Source organism: Bacillus sp. AFS029533 (genome assembly GCF_002585125.1).
Classification (GTDB): domain Bacteria; phylum Bacillota; class Bacilli; order Bacillales; family Bacillaceae_G; genus Gottfriedia; species Gottfriedia luciferensis_B.
Genome location: NZ_NUQC01000021.1, coordinates 89,890 through 113,130 on the forward strand (window position 1 = coordinate 89,890; position 23,241 = coordinate 113,130).

At 32.0% G+C, this 23,241-nt stretch carries 25 protein-coding genes; 5 read left to right on the forward strand and 20 right to left on the reverse strand.

Annotated features, from left to right (window positions below):
- Nucleotides 1–362: 362 nt before the first annotated feature.
- The gene (locus tag COE53_RS11460) at nt 363–1,919 is read left to right on the forward strand and encodes a bifunctional metallophosphatase/5'-nucleotidase (RefSeq protein ID WP_084006939.1); all 1,557 of its coding nucleotides are present in this window, start codon (nt 363–365) and stop codon (nt 1,917–1,919) included.
- A 106-nt stretch (nt 1,920–2,025) separates the two neighbouring features.
- Here the strand turns inward: COE53_RS11460 and gcvPB are convergent, their stop codons facing one another.
- Genes gcvPB through gcvT form a run of 3 tightly spaced genes read right to left on the reverse strand, consistent with a single transcriptional unit; the run spans nt 2,026 to nt 5,970 of the window.
- Nucleotides 2,026–3,483 carry an aminomethyl-transferring glycine dehydrogenase subunit GcvPB gene (gene gcvPB, locus COE53_RS11465; RefSeq protein ID WP_069034108.1) on the reverse strand — a complete coding sequence of 486 codons (1,458 nt, stop codon included), beginning with the start codon at nt 3,481–3,483 and terminating at the stop codon, nt 2,026–2,028.
- Nucleotides 3,455–4,840 (reverse strand): aminomethyl-transferring glycine dehydrogenase subunit GcvPA, encoded by a 1,386-nt coding sequence (gene gcvPA / locus COE53_RS11470; protein ID WP_069034109.1) that lies wholly within the window; start codon nt 4,838–4,840, stop codon nt 3,455–3,457. Before gcvPA ends, gcvPB begins: the two co-directional genes overlap by 29 nt.
- Before the next feature lie 26 nt (nt 4,841–4,866).
- Nucleotides 4,867–5,970 carry a glycine cleavage system aminomethyltransferase GcvT gene (gene gcvT, locus COE53_RS11475; RefSeq protein ID WP_069034110.1) on the reverse strand — a complete coding sequence of 368 codons (1,104 nt, stop codon included), beginning with the start codon at nt 5,968–5,970 and terminating at the stop codon, nt 4,867–4,869.
- 358 nt (nt 5,971–6,328) lie between these two features.
- Here gcvT and COE53_RS11480 point away from each other — a divergent pair, with 358 nt between their 5' ends.
- Nucleotides 6,329–8,014, forward strand: a complete 1,686-nt coding sequence (locus COE53_RS11480; RefSeq protein WP_069034111.1) for a DEAD/DEAH box helicase — start codon at nt 6,329–6,331, stop codon at nt 8,012–8,014.
- A complete protein-coding gene (locus COE53_RS11485) occupies nt 8,001–8,807 on the forward strand; it encodes a YqhG family protein (protein ID WP_069034112.1) in 807 nt (268 codons plus the stop codon). Before COE53_RS11480 ends, COE53_RS11485 begins: the two co-directional genes overlap by 14 nt.
- A gap of 119 nt (nt 8,808–8,926) precedes the next feature.
- Here the strand turns inward: COE53_RS11485 and COE53_RS11490 are convergent, their stop codons facing one another.
- The 9 genes from COE53_RS11490 to comGA are packed head-to-tail and all read right to left on the reverse strand — an operon-like array spanning nt 8,927 to nt 13,646.
- Nucleotides 8,927–9,136, reverse strand: coding sequence for a YqzE family protein (locus COE53_RS11490; protein ID WP_069034113.1), 210 nt, complete (start codon nt 9,134–9,136; stop codon nt 8,927–8,929).
- 22 nt (nt 9,137–9,158) lie between these two features.
- Nucleotides 9,159–9,683, reverse strand: a complete 525-nt coding sequence (locus tag COE53_RS11495) for a shikimate kinase (protein ID WP_069034114.1) — start codon at nt 9,681–9,683, stop codon at nt 9,159–9,161.
- A gap of 13 nt (nt 9,684–9,696) precedes the next feature.
- Complete coding sequence (locus tag COE53_RS11500) at nt 9,697–10,101, reverse strand: hypothetical protein (RefSeq protein WP_069034115.1); 405 nt, start codon at nt 10,099–10,101, stop codon at nt 9,697–9,699.
- Entirely contained in the window at nt 10,070–10,504 is a 435-nt protein-coding gene (gene comGF / locus COE53_RS11505) for a competence type IV pilus minor pilin ComGF (protein WP_091024418.1), read from the reverse strand. Before comGF ends, COE53_RS11500 begins: the two co-directional genes overlap by 32 nt.
- Nucleotides 10,485–10,814, reverse strand: a complete 330-nt coding sequence (locus tag COE53_RS11510) for a pilus assembly FimT family protein (protein WP_069034117.1) — start codon at nt 10,812–10,814, stop codon at nt 10,485–10,487. The genes comGF and COE53_RS11510 overlap by 20 nt, the downstream gene beginning before the upstream one ends.
- The gene (comGD, locus tag COE53_RS11515) at nt 10,801–11,274 is read right to left on the reverse strand and encodes a competence type IV pilus minor pilin ComGD (RefSeq protein ID WP_069034118.1); all 474 of its coding nucleotides are present in this window, start codon (nt 11,272–11,274) and stop codon (nt 10,801–10,803) included. The genes COE53_RS11510 and comGD overlap by 14 nt, the downstream gene beginning before the upstream one ends.
- Nucleotides 11,240–11,536 carry a competence type IV pilus major pilin ComGC gene (gene comGC, locus COE53_RS11520; RefSeq protein WP_084006914.1) on the reverse strand — a complete coding sequence of 99 codons (297 nt, stop codon included), beginning with the start codon at nt 11,534–11,536 and terminating at the stop codon, nt 11,240–11,242. Before comGC ends, comGD begins: the two co-directional genes overlap by 35 nt.
- A 12-nt stretch (nt 11,537–11,548) precedes the next feature.
- Complete coding sequence (gene comGB, locus COE53_RS11525) at nt 11,549–12,592, reverse strand: competence type IV pilus assembly protein ComGB (protein WP_069034120.1); 1,044 nt, start codon at nt 12,590–12,592, stop codon at nt 11,549–11,551.
- Nucleotides 12,585–13,646: a competence type IV pilus ATPase ComGA gene (comGA, locus tag COE53_RS11530; RefSeq protein ID WP_069034121.1), complete on the reverse strand. Its 1,062-nt coding sequence runs from the start codon at nt 13,644–13,646 to the stop codon at nt 12,585–12,587. The genes comGB and comGA overlap by 8 nt, the downstream gene beginning before the upstream one ends.
- A gap of 349 nt (nt 13,647–13,995) precedes the next feature.
- Here comGA and COE53_RS11535 point away from each other — a divergent pair, with 349 nt between their 5' ends.
- Nucleotides 13,996–14,238, forward strand: coding sequence for a DUF2626 domain-containing protein (locus COE53_RS11535; RefSeq protein WP_056475051.1), 243 nt, complete (start codon nt 13,996–13,998; stop codon nt 14,236–14,238).
- A gap of 29 nt (nt 14,239–14,267) precedes the next feature.
- On the opposite strand, the gene COE53_RS11540 is transcribed toward COE53_RS11535, so the two are convergent.
- A complete protein-coding gene (locus tag COE53_RS11540; protein WP_069034122.1) occupies nt 14,268–15,398 on the reverse strand; it encodes an SAM-dependent methyltransferase in 1,131 nt (376 codons plus the stop codon).
- Between the two features lie 12 nt (nt 15,399–15,410).
- Nucleotides 15,411–16,037 (reverse strand): MBL fold metallo-hydrolase, encoded by a 627-nt coding sequence (locus tag COE53_RS11545; RefSeq protein ID WP_069034123.1) that lies wholly within the window; start codon nt 16,035–16,037, stop codon nt 15,411–15,413.
- Between the two features lie 157 nt (nt 16,038–16,194).
- Between COE53_RS11545 and COE53_RS11550 the strand changes: the two genes are divergently transcribed.
- Nucleotides 16,195–16,371, forward strand: coding sequence for a DUF2759 domain-containing protein (locus COE53_RS11550; RefSeq protein ID WP_069034124.1), 177 nt, complete (start codon nt 16,195–16,197; stop codon nt 16,369–16,371).
- A gap of 85 nt (nt 16,372–16,456) precedes the next feature.
- Here the strand turns inward: COE53_RS11550 and COE53_RS11555 are convergent, their stop codons facing one another.
- The 6 genes from COE53_RS11555 to COE53_RS11580 all read right to left on the reverse strand — a co-directional run bounded on the left by COE53_RS11555 (nt 16,457) and on the right by COE53_RS11580 (nt 23,085).
- Nucleotides 16,457–17,389, reverse strand: coding sequence for a M14 family metallopeptidase (locus tag COE53_RS11555; RefSeq protein WP_069034125.1), 933 nt, complete (start codon nt 17,387–17,389; stop codon nt 16,457–16,459).
- 342 nt (nt 17,390–17,731) lie between these two features.
- A complete protein-coding gene (locus COE53_RS11560; RefSeq protein WP_069034126.1) occupies nt 17,732–19,624 on the reverse strand; it encodes an LTA synthase family protein in 1,893 nt (630 codons plus the stop codon).
- 298 nt (nt 19,625–19,922) lie between these two features.
- Nucleotides 19,923–20,897: an ROK family glucokinase gene (locus COE53_RS11565; RefSeq protein ID WP_091024441.1), complete on the reverse strand. Its 975-nt coding sequence runs from the start codon at nt 20,895–20,897 to the stop codon at nt 19,923–19,925.
- Nucleotides 20,898–20,953: 56 nt separating this feature from the next.
- Complete coding sequence (locus COE53_RS11570) at nt 20,954–21,157, reverse strand: YqgQ family protein (RefSeq protein ID WP_069034128.1); 204 nt, start codon at nt 21,155–21,157, stop codon at nt 20,954–20,956.
- A 111-nt stretch (nt 21,158–21,268) separates the two neighbouring features.
- Nucleotides 21,269–22,024, reverse strand: a complete 756-nt coding sequence (locus COE53_RS11575) for a M15 family metallopeptidase (protein WP_069034129.1) — start codon at nt 22,022–22,024, stop codon at nt 21,269–21,271.
- Between the two features lie 113 nt (nt 22,025–22,137).
- A complete protein-coding gene (locus tag COE53_RS11580; protein ID WP_069034130.1) occupies nt 22,138–23,085 on the reverse strand; it encodes an L-lactate dehydrogenase in 948 nt (315 codons plus the stop codon).
- Nucleotides 23,086–23,241: the final 156 nt, after the last annotated feature.

Below are 23,241 nucleotides of genomic sequence, written 5' to 3' on the forward strand. Positions count from 1 at the left end.
CTCCTAAATTCAAATTTATGTAAGCAGCTGACTTACAATAATAATAGTAGTAAACAGACCTTTAACGAACCTTTAACGGTTATATATTTCTTAAATTTGCTTTTATATTTTGCTAGCTATTGTCTATAGCTTGCTTTTAATACACTGCTCAATACTTTTATTTTCCTTGGGAGTGGATTGATCATCTGTTTTTAAATTTAACTGAAAATTCACACTGAAGTAAAGAAGCTTTAACAATCCTTCCCTATGCTTAGTAAGTAACCTACTAGCAAATTAGGAGGGCGAATATATTGAATTGGAACGCATTGAAAAAAGCAGTTCTTGCTTTTGTTCTTACGACTACATTATCTGCAGGAGTATTTATGGCTTCAAGTAAACCGGCTGCTAGAAACATTCCTCTTAACACCAAGAAAGATAAGAACCGTTTCATTCAAGTACAATTACTTGGCATTAATGATTTTCATGGACAATTAGATACGACTCGAAAATTTAACGGCAGGAATGTTGGCGGGGCAGAATATCTTTCTGCATATTTAAATCAAAAGAAAAAGGAAAACAAAAATACTATTTTAGTTCATGCAGGTGACATGGTTGGTGGAAGTCCTCCGATTTCTTCATTTCTTAAGGATGAACCTACAATTGAAGTATTAAACAAGATGGGTTTTGACTATGGGACTCTAGGAAACCATGAATTCGATCGTGGTGTGGATGAAATGATGAGATTGATTCAAGGAGGTAATGACTCAAAAAATGGTTATTTTACTGGGGCAAATTTCCCGTATTTATGCGCCAACGTAATCGACAATCATACAGGTAAGACCATTCTGCCTCCATACAGTATAAAAAATATTAATGGCGTACCGATTGGATTTATCGGCGTCGTTATAAAAGATACGCCAAAGATTGCACCACCAAATAAAACAGATGGCGTAAAGTTTATTGATGAAGTAAAAGCAATCAATAATTCAGTAAAAACACTTAAAAAACAAGGGGTAAAAACAATCGTAGTGCTGGCACATAATGGTGGAAATCAGTCCAAAGCAAATGAAAATGCGACAGGTGAAATCGTTAGAATGGCAAAAAAAATGGATGATGAAGTTGACGTAATAATCTCTGGACATACCCATACTTACCTTAACAAAGAAGTAGACGGAAAGCTGATTGTTCAATCCTACTCTTATGGAATATCTTTCTCCGACATTCAGTTAACAATTGATCCTAATACGAAAGATATTGTAGACAAAAAGGCAAGTATAAAGATGGTCTATCAAGATGAAATTAAACCAGATCCTGAAATAAAGAAAATGATACAAACTTATGAATCTAAAATTGCCCCAATCGTAAATAAAGTTGTTGGAAAAGCTGCAAATGACATTTTAAGCAAGAAGAATCATAATGGAGAATCTAGTTTAGGAAATATGATTGCAGATTCACAACGACTTGCAATGAACTCTGATTTCGCATTTATGAACTTTAGTGGGATACGTGCTGATCTTCCAAAAGGGGATGTTACTTTGGACGAATTGTTCACGATTCAACCATTTAAAATTAAACTCGTTAAAATGACACTAACTGGTGAACAAATCCGGGAACTTCTCAATCAGCAATGGCAGGAACATGATAGTGTTCGGATACTACAAATATCAGGTTTAAAATATACTTGGGATAACACGAAAGATTCTGGTCAAAAAGTGATTAAGATCATGCGAACAGATGGTACCCCGATTAACCCACAAACTAGTTATACGGTCACTACTAATAGCTATCTTGCAAATGGCGGTGACAATTTCTCTATATTTCTATCAGGTATAAATAAAGTAGAAGGTCCAACAGACTTTGATGCATTTGAAGATTATGTGAAGGAACAAAAGCAACCATTGGTCCAGGCATTTGATGGTCGGATTAATCGGATTAAATAGATTTTTAGAAGGTCCAAAAACTCGGTTTCATTTTGTTAAGATTCTATATAACTATTCGGAAATACGCCATAAAAAAAGTTCCCTTCGATGAGGGAACTTTTTTGATTTATGCTTTAATATAACGTAATACAGGTTTACGAGCTGCTAAAGTTTCGTCAAGACGACTTACAACAGTTGTATGTGGAGCCTCTTGTACGATTTCTGGATTTTCTTCAGCTTCTTTAGCAATTGTAATCATTGCATCGATGAACGCATCTAAAGTTTCTTTCGATTCTGTTTCAGTTGGTTCAATCATGATACACTCTTCCACGTTTAATGGGAAGTAGATTGTTGGTGGGTGGTAGCCAAAGTCTAATAGGCGTTTAGCAATATCTAAAGTACGAACACCTAATTTCTTTTGACGTTTTCCACTTAAAACGAACTCATGCTTACAATGACGATCGAATGGTAGATCGAAATGAGGCTCTAAACGACGCATCATGTAGTTAGCGTTTAATACCGCATCTTCAGTTACTTGTTTTAATCCTTCAGGACCCATTGAACGAATATAAGTATATGCTCTTACATTAATTCCAAAGTTTCCGAAGAAAGGTTTAACACGACCAATTGTTTCTGGACGGTCTGAATTTAATACGTACTTATCTCCAACCTTCTCAACGATTGGTGCTGGTAAGTAAGGAATTAAATCTGCTTTAACTCCAACAGGACCAGAACCAGGACCACCTCCACCGTGAGGACCAGTGAATGTTTTATGAAGATTTAAGTGAACTACGTCAAATCCCATGTCTCCTGGGCGTGCTTTACTTAATACAGCATTTAAGTTTGCTCCATCATAGTAAACTTTACCACCAGCAGCGTGGATGATCTCAGAGATTTCATAAATATCTTCTTCGAAAAGACCTAATGTATTAGGGTTTGTAAGCATTAATGCTGCAACATTTTCATCAACAACACGACGTAAATCATCTAAGTCAACTAAGCCTTTTTCATTTGATTTAACCGTGATTGTTTCGAAACCTGCAACAGTTGCTGATGCTGGGTTTGTACCATGAGCAGAGTCAGGTACGATTACTTTAGTACGGTTGAAGTCACCACGGCTTTCGTGATAAGCACGGATAATCATTAATCCAGTCCACTCACCATGTGCACCTGCAGCTGGTTGTAAAGTCACTTCATCCATTCCAGTAATTTCTTTTAATTCTTGTTGAAGCTCATGCATTAATTCTAATGCACCTTGAACAGTATACTCATCTTGAAGTGGATGAATATGCGCAAAACCTGGAATACGAGCTACAGCTTCGTTAATTTTTGGATTGTATTTCATCGTACATGATCCAAGTGGATAAAACCCTGAATCTAAACCATGATTACGTTTAGATAACGCAGTATAATGGCGCATTAAATCTAATTCAGAAACCTCTGGTAATTCCGCTTTTTCTTTACGGATATAAGCACTTGGGATAACTTCATTAATATCAATTTCTTCTACATCCATTGTAGGAAGACTATATGCAATACGACCTTCTTTACTTATCTCAAAAACTAACGGTTGATCCTTCAGCATGTTGAATCCCCTTTCCGTCTACTAATAATGCTAATTCTTCTACAAATGTATCAATATGTTGTTTAGAACGTAATTCAGTTACTGCGATTAACATATGATTTTCCATAGTAGGTTCAACTTTTGCTAAGTCATAACCACCGATAATTTTCTTAGTAAATAATTGTTTATTGATTTCAAAGACATTTTGTTTTACATCAATTACAAGTTCGTTGAATGCAGCACCTTCAAATACAACCGAGATACCGTTTTCAATTAATTTTTTCTTCATATATTGAGTACGAGAAATGTTCTGCATTGCCATCTCTACAGCACCATTTTTACCAAGAGCTGTCATTGCAACAGAAGCTGCTAATGCATTAAGCGCTTGGTTAGAACAAATATTTGAAGTCGCTTTATCACGACGGATATGTTGCTCGCGAGCTTGAAGTGTTAATACAAATCCACGACGACCTTCTCCATCAACAGTTTGCCCTACTAAACGACCTGGCATTTTACGCATTAATTTAGATGTTGTAGCGAAGTATCCACAGTGAGGTCCACCAAATTGAGTTGGAATACCAAATGTTTGAGCATCACCTGCAACGATATCCGCTCCGAATTCACCTGGAGGAGTTAAAGCTGCTAATGCTAATGGGTTACTTGAAACAACGAATAAACTTTTACCAGTATGTGCAATTGGTTCGATTTCAGCTAATTCTTCTACTTGTCCATAGAAGTTAGGATATTGAACAACAACACATGCTACATTGTCATTCATTTCATTTTTTAATTCTTCGATATCAGTTCTTCCATCTTTAATGCCAATTTCAACTACCTCTAAATGTTGACCTTTTGCATAAGATAAGATAACTTCACGTGATTGTGGATGAACACCTTTTGAAACTAAAATACGTTTTTTACCATTGTGACCTGCTGCTAAAGTAGTTGCCTCTGCTAAAGAAGTACCACCGTCATACATTGACGAGTTTGCCACATCCATACCAGTTAATTCACAAATCATTGTTTGGAATTCAAAGATTGCTTGAAGCTCACCTTGAGAAATCTCAGGTTGATATGGTGTATAAGCAGTATAAAACTCTGAACGGGAAATAACATGATCTACAACTGTTGGTAAATAATGATCATAAACACCAGCACCTAAGAAAGAAACATACTCTCTTAAGTTAGCGTTTTTCTTTGCTAATTCGCTTAACTCCTGAATTAAATCGGTTTCAGATTTTGCCTTTTTAATGTTTAATAAGCCATTAAAACGAACTTTTTCAGGAATATCACTAAATAATTCATCAACTGATGAAACACCTACTACTTTTAACATCTCTTGACGATCTTGCTCTGTCATTGGTAAATAACGATGCATTAAGGTAATCCCCTTTCTCCCCCTAGTTACTTCTTCTCTCTTTTGTAAAATGGTTTTGAAACTACTACTGCTTTTAATTTTTTATTTCGAATTTCAACTTCAAGTTCAGTACCTAAAGCAGAAAATTCAGATTTGATTAATGCAAGTCCAATATTTTTCTTTAATGTTGGAGATTGAGTACCACTTGTTACTTCACCAATTACTTCCCCGTTTACATATACAGGATAGTGAGTTCTCGGAATACCTTTGTCAATCATTTCAATTCCAACAAGTTTACGAGGTACACCTTGCTCTTTTTGATTTTTCAGAACTTCTTTACCGAAGAAATCTTCTTCTTTATTTAATTTCACAGCAAAGCCTATACCAGCTTCTAATGGAGTAATGTCTTTAGTTAGTTCTTGACCATATAATGCTAGAGCTGCTTCGAAACGAAGTGTATCACGAGCACCTAATCCACATGGTTTTAAACCGTCTTCCTTACCTGCTTCTAAAAGTAAAGTCCAAAGCTTAGACGCATCTTCTGCAGCTAAATATAACTCGTATCCATCTTCACCTGTGTAACCTGTGCGTGAAACTAAAACGTTTAGATCACCAATTAATACATTATCTTTGAATGTAAAGTACTTAATATCAGCAACGTTCTCATTCGTTAAACGTTGTAAAATTGCAACAGATTTTGGCCCTTGAAGAGCTAATTGTGCAACTTCATTACTTTTATTAACTACTTTTACATCACCTTCTACATGTGAAATTAACCATGCGAAATCTTTTTCAATATTAGACGCATTTACAACTAATAAATAGTGTTCATCGTTATACTTATAAACTAGTAAGTCGTCTACCGTTCCAGCATTTTCATAGCACATTGCTGTATATAATGCGCCTTCTTCATTTAATTTTGAAATATCATTTGTCATCATTTTTTGTAAATATTTAAGACTATCTTTACCAGTTACTTCAATTTCTCCCATATGAGAAACATCAAATAAACCAGCTGCTGTACGAACAGCTTCGTGTTCTTCTTTAATGCTCGAAAATTGCACAGGTAGCTCCCAGCCACCAAAATCAATTGTTTTACCACCTAATACTTTGTAATCTTCAAACAATGGTGTGCGTAATAAAGTCGTCATGTAGCCATTTCCCCCTTATCTACATGCTAGCATGATGGAAAACTAAATTAATAGTTCGTCCAGCTAACCATTAAATAATTTACATATTTTGTATATTTTCGGAAAAACTAGTAGAAAACAAGAAAATAATATCAAACTATATTAGTTAACTGTTTTTTCTTAACAATAAGAGTTTTTTGTTTAATAAAAGAATAATAAATTTTTACTTTTTTTCTACACTATTATCCTAACATTAAACGACAAGTTTCATCAATATCCAAGTGAAATTTTTTAAAAATAAAATAACGAACGTTATACCAGTTATTTTACTATAACGTTCATGATTATCCAATATAAAAATGAAATAGGTGAGGATTACATGTCAATTGAGATTAAATTCCATACAGAATGGCAGGAAGAGTTCTTAGAGAAGCTTGAAAATGATGGACCATGGTCAAATTGGGAGAATTATAAGCTTGCCTATCATACTTCTACAAAATTAGCAATTCCATCTTTTACAGGTATGATTGCTCCTACTCATTTGCCAAACTTAACTCCATTGCCTCATCAATTAGATGTGGCTACGACTGTAATTGAAAAAATGAATGGAAAAGCAATTTTAGCTGACGAAGTAGGATTAGGTAAGACAGTTGAGGCAGGTTTAATTTTAAAAGAATACATGATTCGTGGTTTAGTTAATAAGGTGCTTATACTAGTTCCAGCATCACTTGTATCACAGTGGACCTTTGAATTAAATACAAAATTCCATATTCCAGCAATCGCACAACAAAAAAAGAATTATGTATGGGATAGTTGTGATGTTGTTGTATCATCAATCGATACTGCAAAAAGAGATCCTCATCGAGAAAAAATATTAAGTATCAACTATGATCTCGTCATTATCGATGAAGCTCACAAACTTAAAAATAATAAAACAAAAAACTATGAGTTTGTACAACATCTTAAAAAGAAATATTGTTTACTGCTTACTGCTACACCAGTTCAAAATAACATAGAAGAAATTTTCCATTTAGTCTCTTTATTAAAACCTGGCCATTTAGGTAATAAATCTAGTTTTGAAGAATATTTTTCTGCTAAGAACCGCTCATTAGAGCATGAAGACTTATTACGAGAACTAATTGGAAAAGTAATGGTCCGAAATCGTAGACAAGATACAGGCATCGAGTGGACAAAGCGAAAGGTAGAAACAGTATTAATTAATTTTAATGAAGAAGAACAAAAGCTTTATGACTTAATCGATGAATGGCAGAAATCACAATATACTGGGGTAACCTCAGCATTCTCCTTTTTAACATTTAAGCGTGAAGCTTGTAGTAGTCGTGAAGCTGTTTATGTATCAATGAAAAAAATGCTTCAAAGATTTGAAAAAGAAAATATTGATATTAACGATCCTTATATCGAGAAAATTTTTCATCAAATTAATCAAATTACATCTAATTCAAAAGCGAATAAAGTAGTTGAACTAATTAAAAAAATAAATGATAAAGTAATTATTTTTACTGAATATCGCGCAACACAGTTGTATTTACAATGGTTATTAAAGCAAAACGGTATTACATCTGTACCATTTCGGGGTGGTTTCAAACGTGGTAAGAAAGATTGGATGAAAGAATTATTTAAAAATCGTGTACAGGTGCTAATAGCAACAGAAGCTGGTGGTGAAGGTATTAACTTACAATTTTGTTCAAATATGATTAATTATGACCTTCCTTGGAATCCGATGAGGCTAGAACAAAGAATAGGACGTATACATCGACTTGGACAAACAGAGGATGTAAGTATCTATAACTTTGCAACTGTTGGCTCAATTGAAGAACACATACTAAGATTACTTTATGAAAAAATCAATTTATTTGAGCGTGTAATTGGTGAACTCGATGATATTCTGACTAGAATTCCTTATAAAGATTTTGAAGCTCATATGAATGAAATATTTATTCATTCTAAAACTGAAGGCGAAATGAAAATTAAAATGGAAAATTTAACGTCCATCATTCAATTACAGCAACATAAACAAGCAGGTGATAGTTATGCAGCAACATGAAATCCATGATTATATCGAATATTTTTTCAGACATAATGATTGTGAAATTCTACAGAAAACACCAACATATTTAGAAATACAATTAACAATTGAGATGGATAAAAAATTAATGAATCGTCCTTTCTATTGGCATTATTTAGAAAAAACAGGCGGTATCCCAAATCCAATGAAGTTAACACTGATTACAGATAGTGATAATGCACCTGAAGATCTTAAAGGTGAACAAATTCATTTTGGGTCGCCCCGCCTTCACCAAATTTTCTCAATCGTTAATGAACTAGGACAGTCAATTAGACTTTATGAAGACACAAAAGCACCTATGGGCCAACAAATTGCATTACACCCTTGGTTAGGTGTTAATTATCAGGTTTCATTTACTTGTGATCATAAAAAAGATTATTTATATTCTTTTGGCATCCATTTAATTTCTGGAAGAATTATTGAAGATTTTCATCCAAAACTTGAAAAAATTCAATTCAACTCTAAAATACCTGATTTTTGCTATTCCATGTCACCTTTGATTAAACCAATAAGTGGTTTAAATCGAATGGAACAATTGCTTCGAAACATAATTGAAAAAGAAGATACGGTATGGGCTGAAGAAGCAAGGAATAGATGGCAACATGATTTAGATTTATTAAATCAATTTTATGAAGCTGATGAAGAAAAACCTGAAAATTATCATGTAGAATTCAATGCGCTTAAAGAACTTTACGAACCAATTATTCATGTTGATGCTATTAATGGTGGGCTTTTTTATCTATCACCTAACACAATGAATAAGTTAAGTTAATGGCATTTAAGTGAAGATTAGGTATTGAGGGAAATCTAAATAAGATTGTTCCTCATTCCTTTTCTTCCTGTTGCAAAAAAATAAAGACTGACTTCTTTAATTGAAATCAGTCTTATTAACTAGATACTTTTCTTTTCTTTGTCTTTTCGATTTTGAACTTTTTTCATTAATAAAGCTAAACTTAATGGTAACATTCCAAACATGTTAGTAGAAAATGGGGCCTTCAACTCTTCTTTTTCTTGTTTTATTGAATCACGTTTCTCTTTTGGTTGATCGATATAATTAATAAATTGTTCTGTCATATATTTTACATAATCATTTGTTTTCAATAGAAATCACCTTACTTTCTTATCACTTATTTCTACTATCTCCTCCTTTTGAATAATTTAAACAGTCAATGATTTCCATGGCAATTTCAATTGGTGTTAAATTATTCGTAGAAATTTCATAATCTGCTTTTTTATATTGTGATTCTCTCTTTTGAAACAGCTCCGTTAGTTCTTCAATCGTCCGATTTACAGCATTTGGTCGGTTAGAATCCAAATGAATTCTTTCGTATATTATTTCAATTGGAGTTTCAAGATAAATTATTTTGCCAGTTTCTTTCATATATCCAATGTTTTCATCACGAAGAATGACTCCACCACCTGTTGAAGTGATCATTTTTTTTGATGGTAAATTTTTTAATACTTGTGTTTCTATATCGCGAAAACCGCTTTCACCAAACTCATTAAACAATTCTGGTATGCTTTTGCCTGTTTGAGAAACTATTTCCTCGTCTAAATCAATAAATTTTTTGTTTACTCTTTTAGCTAATTCCTTTCCCACAGTCGTCTTACCACACCCCATAAATCCTACTAAATAAATTGATTCCATTTCATCCTCCAACTTAATCGATCCAATCCGATACGTGATTTGTACTTTTTTTATATTTAAATTGAACTACATATTTTTTTATTTTTGAATTACTACTAGTTAAAGTTACATGATATACATCATTTGTAACTAAATAAGTATTCAATATAATTTTTGTATTATTATAATACTTTACTGTATTTCCTTGAAGTGGTAAATTACCATGCTTTAAATCGTAAATTGCTTGTGAATGTACACGGTCTAGTTTGTTTTGATATCTCGTATACGAATAAAAGGTATTGAACGAATGAAATATATCTATTTGTATTAGAAAAAAAATTAGTAAAATATTTATCATAAAGATCGTGTAAGGTAAATATACTCCATTTTCACCAAGCATTTTAAATTTAATTAATAAACAATCGAATCGTTTTTTCATAAGTTCCACCATTTAAATCGATTATCTTTACTAGGATTTGCCTTTCGCTTATTTGTTCAAACTTTATATCCCTTATATTCTGAAGTACAATTTCATGACCTAATCCAAGCCTTTGTCGTCGAATAATCGTTGCATATTTTCGATAACTAGTCGAAACTTGATTAAACTCTTCAAAGAGTAGAAGTTCGGAATGAACTGTAAAACTTATACTTTTGTTTGCCTCTTTTTGGACTTCTTTTATAAAATTATCTAATTCTAACCTATTTACGGATTCATAGCTGTAATTTCGTTTAACAAAGCTTTTTATACTTGAAGTAGAGATAGAAATAATCATTAAAAATAAAACAAGTGAAAAAAGTGTTTCTAGTAAAGTAAAGCCTTTTTCATTCTGTAATTTCTTCACATATTTCACTTTCCTTTTTTCGATCAGTCCAAGTAACACAAATCGAATTAAAATTATTTCTAGCGTTTATTTTTATTAAAAATTCTCTACCATTCTTTGTATAGAAACCCTCTTTAAAATCTTCTCTGTTCATAAAATAAAGATGAACCATATCTGTTAATAAGTCATCTGCCATATTGCTAATCGTTATCTTATCTTTTGTTTGTAAAAATAATGACATTGAAGGAACAATCATAATACAAAAAATAATTAGTAAGTTTAAAGAAATAACTGCCTCAATAAATGTAAATCCTTTTTCATTTCCGATCATATTTAAATCGACCACTTCCTAAGTAAAAAGTAACGATATATTCAGCTTTTTTATATTTAATTGAAATCGTTCCTGAGCTAGAGATATTACCGTCGGAGTTAAATCTTAACGGAGGTTTTAAAGTAAGGTTAGTTATACTAATTGATTTGTCAAAATTTCGAACGACTACAGGGGGATTTAGTAAATTATCTTCTATTTCATATTTATTTTGATAAAAGATGATCCTAGTAGGAATTTGTTTTATTATTGCGTTCCTTTGCGCAAGAAAAATATCATTTTGAAGCATTTGAATAAATAATGTTACCTTTTGTTCATCTTCAATCTTCCTAACTTGATTGATCGGTAAAATCAATAACATTATCATTATTGAAAGGACTAATAACATCTCTACAAATGTAAAACCATACGAATTATCCAACCTTTTTTTAAGGTATAGATACTGATCCAGTTGCTTTGTCATACGATAATTCAACTTTATTATTGCATTTATATGATGTTATATAGCCCTGTTCTTTTAAGACTGATAAACTCTCAGGTAATTGTTCATTTTCTAATCGATATGATTCAACACTTGACTGTACCATTTTTTGAAGTGCAGAACATCCTTTCGTTTGAATGGTCTGTTGCTGTTTTCCTAAATTTGGTATCACTAGTAATAAAAGAAGTGAAATGATAAATAAAACAATTAACATTTCAATTAAAGTAAAACCTTTTTCATTCAAAATTAACTCCTCCTAGATATTGTTCATCAATTGAAACATCGGAAACAGGATGGCTATATACAGTGATAGAATGCTTGATGAAATTAGGATTAATATAATCGGTTGAATGATCCTCATCGATCGGTGAAAGTAAGTTTCAATACTCTCCTTTAAATAATCAGCATAATCAGCAAGTTCTTTACTTAGCGTACTATTGTTCATGCCATGTTCAATCACAAATATAATATCTCTATGGAATGCACGTTCATTTTTAAATCCTTCTTGCATTGAAATTCCGTTTAAAATTTGATTGTAGAAAACTACTGCTTTTTCTTTTATAAATGTCCTACTATCATTATTCTGCATTGTTTTTAGTGCATCAACTATAGGAAAACCAGCATGTAATAATATACTTAACTGCATTGAAAATTCATAAGTATTCATTGTAATTAAATAGTTCCTAACTAACGGGATTTGAATTAATTTATTCATCCGCTCGATTGAATTTAATTTATTAATTGCAAATAAGTATCCGTAGGCGGTCAATCCAATTAAGAAAAGAGAAGAGAACATAATTGAAGGTAATCTTTTTATAACTTGTAGATAGATGAAAATAAAAGAGTTCTGATTAGAATTGAATGTTGAAAAAAGCATTTCATATTGAGGAATGATTATATTTCTAAACAAAAACAAAATTAGCAATAATATTGTGATTAAAAAAATAGGATATCCCATGATTTTTCTTATGTAAGCTCTATGTTGAATCTTTTTTGTAAGCATATAACTGCCTTCACCTAGCGCTAAGGACAAATCACCATGCTTTTCTGCATAATATAAGTATACGAGTACATCTTGATGAAGACCAAGTATATTAGCAAAATCGATGAATGATCCTCCTTCCACCAATGCTATTTTAGCTTTATAAATCACTTCTTTTAGGTCATCTGGGAATTGAATCGTTAAGAATTCAATTGCTTGAATTAGAGGATAACCTTTTTGTAAAAGTTCTCCTAAAATTTTTAATAGCTTAGCCTGTTCAATATAAGTTAATTTTCTTTTATTAAAAAATTTACCCATAGATTATACTTCGGCCCAAATGTTTGTTATCAATAAAACCTAATGCATATCCTTTAATGAGCTGACTATTTAAAGTTGATAATTGAACTTCTTCTTGTATCCCTCTAAATTCATTAATAACCGAATTTAGAGCATTACCATAAAGCAATTCATATACCCCTAATCTTCTGTGATTCCGATTTACAAAACAATTTGGTTCACATTCCCCTTCACAAAAACGGCATTTTATTGGAACTAATCTTTGAGAAACAATAGCAACCATTGCCTGAAATAATTCCTCCTTTGGAATTCCAAGTTCTAACATTCGATATAATGCACCTTTTGTGTTATTAGAATGAATTGTCGTTAATACTAAATGACCCGTCAATGCTGCCCGAACGGCAATTTTCGCAGTCTCTTCATCCCTAATCTCTCCTACCATTACGATATCTGGATCAGATCGAAGAATCGCTTTTAATCCAGTTGCATAGGTTAAGCCTGCTTTTTCATTAACTTGGACTTGAAAATATTCATCTGATTTCCTTTCTATCGGATCCTCTAACGTGATGATATTTCTTGCTATGTCTTTTTTAGCTGATTGTAATAAGGAATAAAGCGTTGTTGTTTTCCCGCAGCCTGTTGGACCTGTAAACATCATTAACCCATGTGAATGATGTAATAAAGACAAAAGCTTACGAGTTGTAGATGGGAATAAGGAAAGACTTTCTATTGGAGCGATTTTTTGTTGGGGATGAATACGAATAACCATAGACTCATCAATAATGGTTGGTAAAGTGGCTAAGCGAAGTGATAATAAAATTTCATTAATGTTAACAACCAAAATACCAGTCTGTGGCCGTCTAATTTCTCCTATATCCATACTTCCTAAAAACTTCAAATGCATGATGATCCTCTTGGACTTCTCTTTATTTATTCGTTGAATAAGTTTCAATTCACCATCAACACGAAAAAAAATTTGTACCTCATCCTCTTTTGGTAATAAATGAATATCCGATGCCCCAAAATGGCAAGCTTTTTTTAGAAGTTCTTCGACCATTTTTTCTACTGATACCATTTTTAGTCCCCCTTTCTATACGAGCAATTATATTTTTGTTTTCCTCAGCTGCCAAATCATGAAAATGATGAAATTAATCAAAAATATTAAATTTAGCTAAAATTTATATACAAACTAAAGTTAATTTACCAAAATAACGTACAAGAAAATCAATTATATAAAATAAAATAAAAAGTATGTTTTCAAATCAATGTATAGAAAATCATTAAATAAGAAAAATAATATCAGATAGGGTTAATTTCATTATCTCTAGAATCAATTTAGAATTGTATTAATACATTGTTTACAATTGTAACTTTCTTATTTTATAATAATGAATGGGTAGAAATTTTTTATGGGGGGATTTAGGATGGATCGAATGTTCCGCGTTCTAGGATTCTGGACAGCTATATTTACGGTAATGTTCTTTGTTGGACATATGTCAGCAGCTGCACTTATTTTCGCATGTCAAACAGCATTTTTCGTAGTATTAGGCTATCTAAAGCTTTCTGAGCGTATGTACATCTATATCTTTGGCGCATACTTAACTGTGTTCTTTATTGGATTTACATATTATAGTACTTTCTTATTAGTACCAGGCTTTAGTGAATAATAGAAAAACCAGTCATTTGACTGGTTTTTTTATTTGTATTCATTTAATGAAATCAATTCATTCAACTTAGTAAGGTCGTTTGTTGACATACCTTTTGTTTGTAATAGCCATTGGAAGGAATCGCTTATTCCACCAGGCATAATTAAAGATTGTACGGCTCTATTTTGTTTATATTCACTTGAAAATGGATTTGACTGAGCATGCGGAATAAGCCAATTTAATATACCAAAATCTAAGATTGCATCTCTTTGGTTAGAAAAGTATAGATTTTCGATATGATTCAGTAATCCGAACTTTTTTAATTCATCCCAGTGAATATGAGTTGTAATGTCCATATGGCCTAAATTCTCTAGTATATTTGATTTCATTTCATGCTTATAATAACCGCGCAAACTTCCCTTCATTCGATGGGGTGCATCCCATTCTTCCCTCGTAAAACCATAATCAACAGTTAAAATAATTCCTTTACTAATTTTCGATTGTAAAAGGTTATAAACTTTTTCCATACCAACAGGGATTTCAACTCTTTGACCATTTTTTCCAACAAAATTGTATCTTCTTAGAAAATCACTGATTTCCCGATCTTGTATTTCAACGAGATTTTCTTTCAGATTATTTAGTTCATCAATTATAATTACTACCTCTTGCCATTCGTTTTGATTATATTCAACCACTCGAACAGGTAAAGCATCAAACAATTCATTTGAAAAAACCATTCCATTATTGATTTGCTCGATTTCTACTATATTTGAGAAGTATTTACAATTTAAATGGTTCGTCAATAATTCTTTTTGTAATTTACGATGATATTGGCTTGCATCAATTAGATAGTAATTTAAATTTTGATAAATTTCAGGCTCTTTTTTTTCACAGTACGAAAGAAAGGATGATGCGAATCTGCCATTTCCACCACCAACTTCGATAAAAAAAGGTTCGATTAGGTTATTCTTAACAAACCGACAAAATGATGCTGCAATTACTTCTCCATATACCGAACCTACTGAGCTTGTAGTATAGAAATCACCTTTTCGTCCAATTTTTTCATTTGCCATTTGATAATAACCATTTTCATGATCATAAAGAACTAACAAAATAAATTGTTCGTATGTAATAAAACCTTTTTTGCTGTTATTTATCGCATTCATTATTATGTTTTTCATCATATTACCTTATTATAAAAATGGATTATATCTTTTCTCATCACCAATCGTTGTAGTCTCTCCATGACCACTACATACAACGACATCATCAGGTAAAGAAAGTAACTTACCTTTTATACTTCTAATCAACTGCTCGTGATCCCCACCAGGTAAATCAGTTCGTCCGATGCTTCCTTCAAATAATGCATCACCAGAAAATACTGTCTTTATTTCTTTACAATAAAATGAAACACTTCCTGGAGAATGGCCTGGAGTTTCAAAAATTGAAAATAAGAAAGGACCAATTTCCATTTTACCTTCTTTTTCAATCAAGTGATCTGCTTCCCTTGCAAAAATTGATTGATTTCTCATAAATAATTCAGAACCATTTTTTTGTCCATCTGTTAACCAATCCGCTTCATATTTATGAATATAAACGGGTATATTATATTCATCACGCACATCATCAACAGCCCCAATATGATCAAAATGGGCGTGGGTTAAAAGGATTGCTAATGGCTTTAATTTATTTTCTTCAATAACATTAAAGATTACATGTGCTTCTTCGCCCGGATCAAAAATAACTGCTTCATTCATATCATTACTTAAGATATAACAATTAGTTTGTAATGGACCTAGTGGTAATTGTAAAACATTCATATTCATACCCTGCTTTCTTTTTTAATCTATATAATACTATATCATAATTTTGTTTTAGCACTTAATTTCAAATAGACAATTGTTCATAAAAGTTTTACAATAATAATGATGTGATAGCAAACAGGGGTTGCTTGAAGAAATTTATAGGGGGTTTACAATGGGTACAGTTATTATTTTTATACTAGTAGCTATTCTAAGTGTTCCTGCTTTATTAGGATCATTAAAGAAGAAGAACTTTTTAGCCGTTTTTTGGTCTGCCGCTACATTAGTTTTATTTGGTTGGTTTGCCATTATGACAATTTTACATAACGGTTATCCACCAGCGCACTTATAATATTTATTTATTGTGTAACGGACTATTTTCTACATATAGAAAACATGTTACTAAAATAAAAAAGCTGACAAAATTGTCAGCTTTTTTATTTTGAGACTGATTGGTTTTCTAAATTAAATAAAGACGCTAACAGTATTGGGAAAGTCTCTGAAAAAATGGATTCAAACATAGAGAGTGGCAATGGATTGATTCCTTTACCTAATTCAAGTGTAAATCCTGGTTTCCGAAAATCTTGTATATACCAATCCTTAAAACCTGCATGGCTATCAATTGTTTTTACTGCTTTATAGGGACTAATACTAGAAAAATAATTTGCATAGACTTCCGAGATAGGCGGTTCAAGATTGTCATAGCCCCAATAAAATTCTTTACCTTGAGTATGCAAAGCCAAAATAAGATCAAACTTCCTTTCAATTGCTAAATTACTCATTGCGATTGTTTCTGGTTCAGTTAATGGAGCATCTCCTGGGTAGTCTCTAGGAGAGAATGTTTTTTGTTTCTTTCTTTCTTTTTCAACCTCCCACTGTGCAGGAAATTGATTGTTTAAATCAACCCCTCTTATATTTGCTTTCCATCCAGTAAAACCATCATTTCCTTCGTTAATTTTATGAACAAATTCCATATAATCACTTTGTTCAACAGTTCCATTTATAACTAAATTTACCCCATCGGGATTAACCATAGGGACAATCGACAAAGTATTTTCATTTAATAAAGCTACTAATTCTTTATGAAATGGAGACTCTTCAGTTGTTAAAGTGTTACATATCCAAAAAAGCATTTTCATGATTACACATGTTGTAATCCATTCATTTGCATGAAACGAACCATTCCAATGTACCTTTCTATGTCCATTTCCAATTTGAATCTCATATATAGGCTGATATAAAACGCTGTGTCCAATCGTATTTAAACGAAGAAAAGGAAATTCTTGTACTAGTAAACTAATATCATTTGAAAGTTCATTAAAATCGTATCTTCTTGGATGAAAGGATAAAGGCCGATTGTTTTTATACAAAATTTTCACCTCATCAATTATTTTCTAGTTAATTGTATGTAATTAAAATATAGAAAAGCACTTTCGATTAGGAAGTGCTTTATTTAACGATTTAACAAGTCATATTAAATTATTAAAGCTTCGTGGGTTTCAGGCTCTTGTGGGATTAAGAGCTTGGCTAATAGATGGGAATAAAAGACTTGCAGGACAAATGTGGTAAGGTAGCTACAAAATCTTCGCTACACTTAAAGGTGAGCATCAAGTAGTCGAAAGTAACAAGATCAAGATATTACTTTCTTATATGATAAATTACTTTTTCTGTAAAAAGAAAAAGCACTCCCATTAAGGAAGTGCTTTTCATGTTTATTCAAACTTCGTATCAGCTTTTTTGTATTTAACTTCATAGAAACGAAGTAAATCTTTATAAATAATTGAGTTTGAATACTCAAGTGATTTATTTGCTTTTGCTAAGTCTTCTTTAGGTGGTTTTTGTCCTTTTAATTCTTCACCAGTATTTGGATCATACATCTTCTCACCAGTGTAAATATATTTATCAGTAACAATTGTACCATCACGGAAAACTACAAAGTTTTTGTGTTTAGGAGAGAATATATCATTACCAAAGTTGATAGATGTTTTATTTGGATCTTCACCTAATAAGTTTAAAATTGTCGGTTTAACATCAATTTGACCTGCAACTTTATGAATTGTTTCACCCTTAGTTTGTCCAGGTACGTGGATAAAGAAAGGTACTTTTTGTAATTTAACATGTTCTGCAGGTGTAATATCTTGTCCTAATACTTCACTCATTGCACGGTTATGGTTTTCAGAAATACCATAGTGGTCACCATACATTACAATGATTGTATTATTATATAAACCTTTTGCTTTCATTTCTTCAATGAAATGTTTAATTGATTCATCTAAATAGCGTACTGTTGTTACATAATTATCAACAGTCTGGTCTCCAGTTTTTAAACGTGGAATCATTAAATCCTCATCATTTAATTCGAATGGATAATGGTTAGTTAGTGTAATCATACGGTTGTAGAACGGTTTAGGCTCTGCTACCATTTTATCTACTGCTTGTTCAACGAAATATTTATCTTTTAGTCCCCAGCCAATTGAAGTAGCTGCAGATACTTTAAAGTCAACTTCATTATAATAACGATCGTAACCTAGACTAGGATACATCATGTCACGGTTCCAAAACGATTTATTATTTGAATGCATTACTGAAGTGTAATAATTTTGATCCTGTTTAAGGATTGCTGGTGTTGCAGTAAACGTATTACCACTGTTTGTAAAGTAAACAGCACCACGATCTAATGGGAATAAACTATTATCAATTAAGAATTCAGCATCAGATGTTTTACCTTGTCCAGTTTGGTGGTAAAAATTATCAAAATAATAACTTTCTTTTGTAAATTTATTTAAGAAAGGAGTAATTTCTTGTCCATTAATTTTTCGTCCAATTACGAAATTTTGTAATGATTCTAATGAAACTACTACTACGTTTTTACCTTTATATTTACCATGTAATTGTGCATTCACACCTGTATCGTTAGCACGAATAAAGTTTTCGATTCCTGCTAATTCACTATCATCAGCCATCGCTTTTTGAGCAGATGTTTTTGATTGAATAACCATATCATATAAATGATAATTGTATAATCCTAAGAATTTAACAATGTATTCTCTATCAAAAGAACGTGTTAATAATTGTGGGCGTTCAGTTTCTGCTAATCCAAGGTTAACTAAGAAAATAGCAACCGCTACTAAGAAATAAGCTGTTCTAGCTTTCCCTTTAATGTTCCCAGTAGTAAAGAATTTTTTACCCCAGAAATAATTAACCGCAATTAAGATAAAAATATCAGAAAAAGCTAAGATTGTTTTATAGCTGATCATTGCTTTAACACTTGAACCTAAATCCCCAAAGTTTCGAGTCATAAATAAAACTGGAATCGTTACGAAATCGTCAAAGAATGAATAATAAGCTGTATCAGCTACTAAAATAAAGGACATGATTATAGTAATCCAAATAACCGCTCTATTTCGTTTTGGTCCTTTTGCAAAAAGAGCTATACCTATGAATATTAATAATGAAGATATAGGAGCAATTATTAAGATAAATTCTTGCATTGAATTTTCAATTTCTAAATCAAAATAAAATTGGCTTAGAATAGTTGCTTTAATCCATAAAAGGAATACAGCAAGTAACGGGAATCCAAAGTTTTTAATAAACTTTTTCCACATATTCTGTTCCTCCTCTTTTTTAGACTATTAATCTATTTTATCTATTATAAAACAATGTTTGGCATTTCACATATCTATTTTATTGGCATTTAAATACCAAGAATTTTTAAAATAATTCATACAATTATTAGCTACTAAATGTATGAATCTAAAATTTTATTTGACGTTACCTTAGTTTTTTTTCTAACGTCATTCAATTTATCATAAACTAGTTCCGCCGTCAAATAACTAATTTTTTTTTCAATTCAATACTATAAACATAATAAGGTACTTCAATTAGAAGTACCTTAAATTTAAGTTAAATTTCATTAGTAATAAATTTTTTTACTAAATATGCTGCTCCAATTGCTCCTGCATCGTTCCCTAACTTGGCAATTGAAAGTTTTGTCGAATCTCGTACTGTTGTGAAAGCAAATTCGTCAAAATATTTCTTTAGAGGTTTTAATAACAGTTCACCTGCATTTGATACTCCGCCGCCAATAATGATGTTTTCAGGATTTAACGTATTTCCAACTCCAGCTAATACTAAAGCAAGATATCTCATTACATGATTAACGATTTCTTCTGCAACTTCATCACCATTTGAATAAGCTTCAAAAACATCCTTTGCTGTAATTGGTGAATCATTCGACATTTCTTTTAAAACTGTCTCTTTTGTCGTATTTTGTAATTTCTCGTTTGCTATTCTTGCAATTCCTGTAGCTGAAGAAATTGTTTCTAAGCATCCCGTTTTTCCACAGTTACATAATACTCCATTTTCAAGTTGTACTGTTATATGGCCAATTTCACCCGCAGATCCACTAATGCCATGTGCAACGTCCCCGTTTACAATTACGCCTCCACCGACTCCTGTTCCAAGCGTAACCATTACTACATCTTTTGCTCCATTCCCAGCACCTTTCCACATTTCTCCAACAGCTGCGATATTTGCATCATTATCGACAATTACTGGAATACCTGATTCCTTTTCTAGAATGTCCTTTAAAGGAAAATTAACCCATCCTAAATTTACGGCTGCAAATATAAGTCCATCTTCTAATCGAACCGAACCTGGAGCTCCAATACCAATTCCAGCGATATCTTCCTTTGTTTTATCCATCTGTTTAAGCTTGTCTTCAATTGCAATTGTAATTGTTTTAGGAATATGCTTACCACTATCAGATTTATCTGTTGGTACTTCCCATTTATCGATGAATTCCCCGTTATTTGTTAATAATGCCAATTTAATGCTTGTACCACCTAAATCTACACCAACAATCATTTTAGCCATAATGCCTTCTCCCTCCGCAGTGAAATCGTTTGCAATAAATTCTAAAAAAAACGATTTCTTCAAACCGTTTTATTTTTTATTTCATCCATCTCTTTTTTTAAGATCATGGTAGCAATTTGTAAATCTTTACTTTCAAGTATATTCGCTAAAAATAATTCTTTTAGCTCATCTTGCATTAACATCAAGTCAGCTAATCGATCACCTGTATAAATAAAGGTGCCATAACTCTTTAGAAATTGTTGAATATCATATACGGATTTCATACTTAACTCCTATTATTTTATCTTTCTAAACATGTAATAAGTATAAGTTGGAAACGATTACTCGTCAATGTGAAATACCAAACAAACCATTTATTTTGTAGGCATTTATAATTATTTTTTAGGCTTCATTACTTCTTCTAAAGCTAAATCGTTCTTATATAAATATGTAGCGTATTTTATCCCGAGATATCTTATATGCCATGGTTCATAATTGTATTCAGTAATATCTACTTTGTCCTCTGGATAACGAATGATAAATCCAAATTCATGTGCATGGTCTGCAAGCCAAGTACCTTCTTTCGTTTCTCCAAATCCTTGTTCAAGCTTGTTACCGAAGTTTGGAGATGATACATCTATTGATAAACCAGTTTGATGTTCGCTTGTACCAGGAACTGCACTAAAAGATTGAGTCCAATCTTCACCATGAATTTGTACATAATAATTATATAAGCTTTTTTGTCGATCAAAAGAGCGATATGCGGAAACTGGAGTAAGCTTTATGCCATCTGCTTCAGCTCTTTCAAATAATTTTTCTAAAGCATGAGCTGCCTCTTTCCTCATTAATGTCTTATCTTTATTTACTCCATGTAAAGGAACGACCGGGTAAACTAGATCAGGGGGTTCATACCCATCTGGTAGCTTTCTTTCTTTATTAACTAATACTAAATTAGATGTAGGATTCGTTACAGCTAATAATCCATTCTCGGCTTCGATCGCTGTATCATCGTAATTAGGAAATTTTATCGAAGTTTCTTTAGGCTTTCTTAGATGATTAATAAAAAATTCTTGGTTTCCAAAAAATAGAGCTAGTCCAATAATGAATATTACGATTAATACCCATGCGTACTTACTATTTATTTTTTTCAAAATTACCTCCTTAATTCTTTTTGTTACTTTTACAATATAAAAAGTTGGCATATTTTTCAAATAATCTATACAATAAGACCTCTTTCAAATAGAAAGAGGTCTTGTTGTCTAATTTATAAAACAGGTGCCATTGTTTTTCTTAATGTTTCTACAGAGTTTTTAAACTGACGTTGCTCTAATTCATTTAAATCTAGTTCAACAACTTCTCGAATTCCACCACGATTAATTACTGCTGGAACGCCAATGTATATATCGTGTTCTCCATATTGTCCATCTAAATATGCAGAAACCGTAATAATACTATTTTCATTTTTTAGAATCGCTTTCGTTAATCTAACTAAGCCCATTCCAATTCCATAGTATGTTGCACCTTTTTTCTTTATAATGTGATATGCTGCGTCACGTGTATTTAAAAAGATTTCATCAAGCTCTCTTTGGCTGTATTTTGGATTTTTCTTTAATACATGGTGTACTGGTGAAGTACCAACATTTGTTTTAGACCAAACTGGTAGTTCGCTATCACCATGTTCACCGATAATATAACCATGGATATTTCTTGCGTCAACATTAAAATAATCACCAAGCATATATCTAAAACGTGCAGTATCTAAACTAGTACCAGATCCGATTACTCTTTCTTTTGGCAACCCTGAAAATTTCCAAGTCGCATAAGTTAAAATATCTACTGGATTTGTAGCAATTAAAAAGATACCGTCAAATCCTGAAGCCATAATGTCTCCAACGATTCCTTTAAAGATAGCACAATTTTTTGCAACTAAATCTAAGCGAGTTTCTCCAGGCTTTTGAGCTGCTCCAGCTGTAATGACGACTAGACTTGCATCCTTACAATCACTGTAATCTCCAGCCCAAATTTTTGTTCGAGAATCTACAAAAGGCAGGCAATGACTTAAATCCATTGCGTCCCCTTCCGCTTTATCTTTATTTAAATCAATCATAACTAGTTCTTCGGCAACACCTTTATTTAACATACCAAAAGCATAACTAGCTCCAACTGCTCCTGTTCCGATAAGTGCGACACGATTTATTTCTTTGTGTAACATAATATCCACCTCATTTGTGTAATTAAAGTGTAAGTAACTGGGACTTCTATATTATATATGTATTTTCACTCAAAGTTTGTGAAACTTTTTACAAATTTGTTACAATATTAGTCCAATACAAATTTAAATTTTTTACAACAAGAATCTAATTCTGTC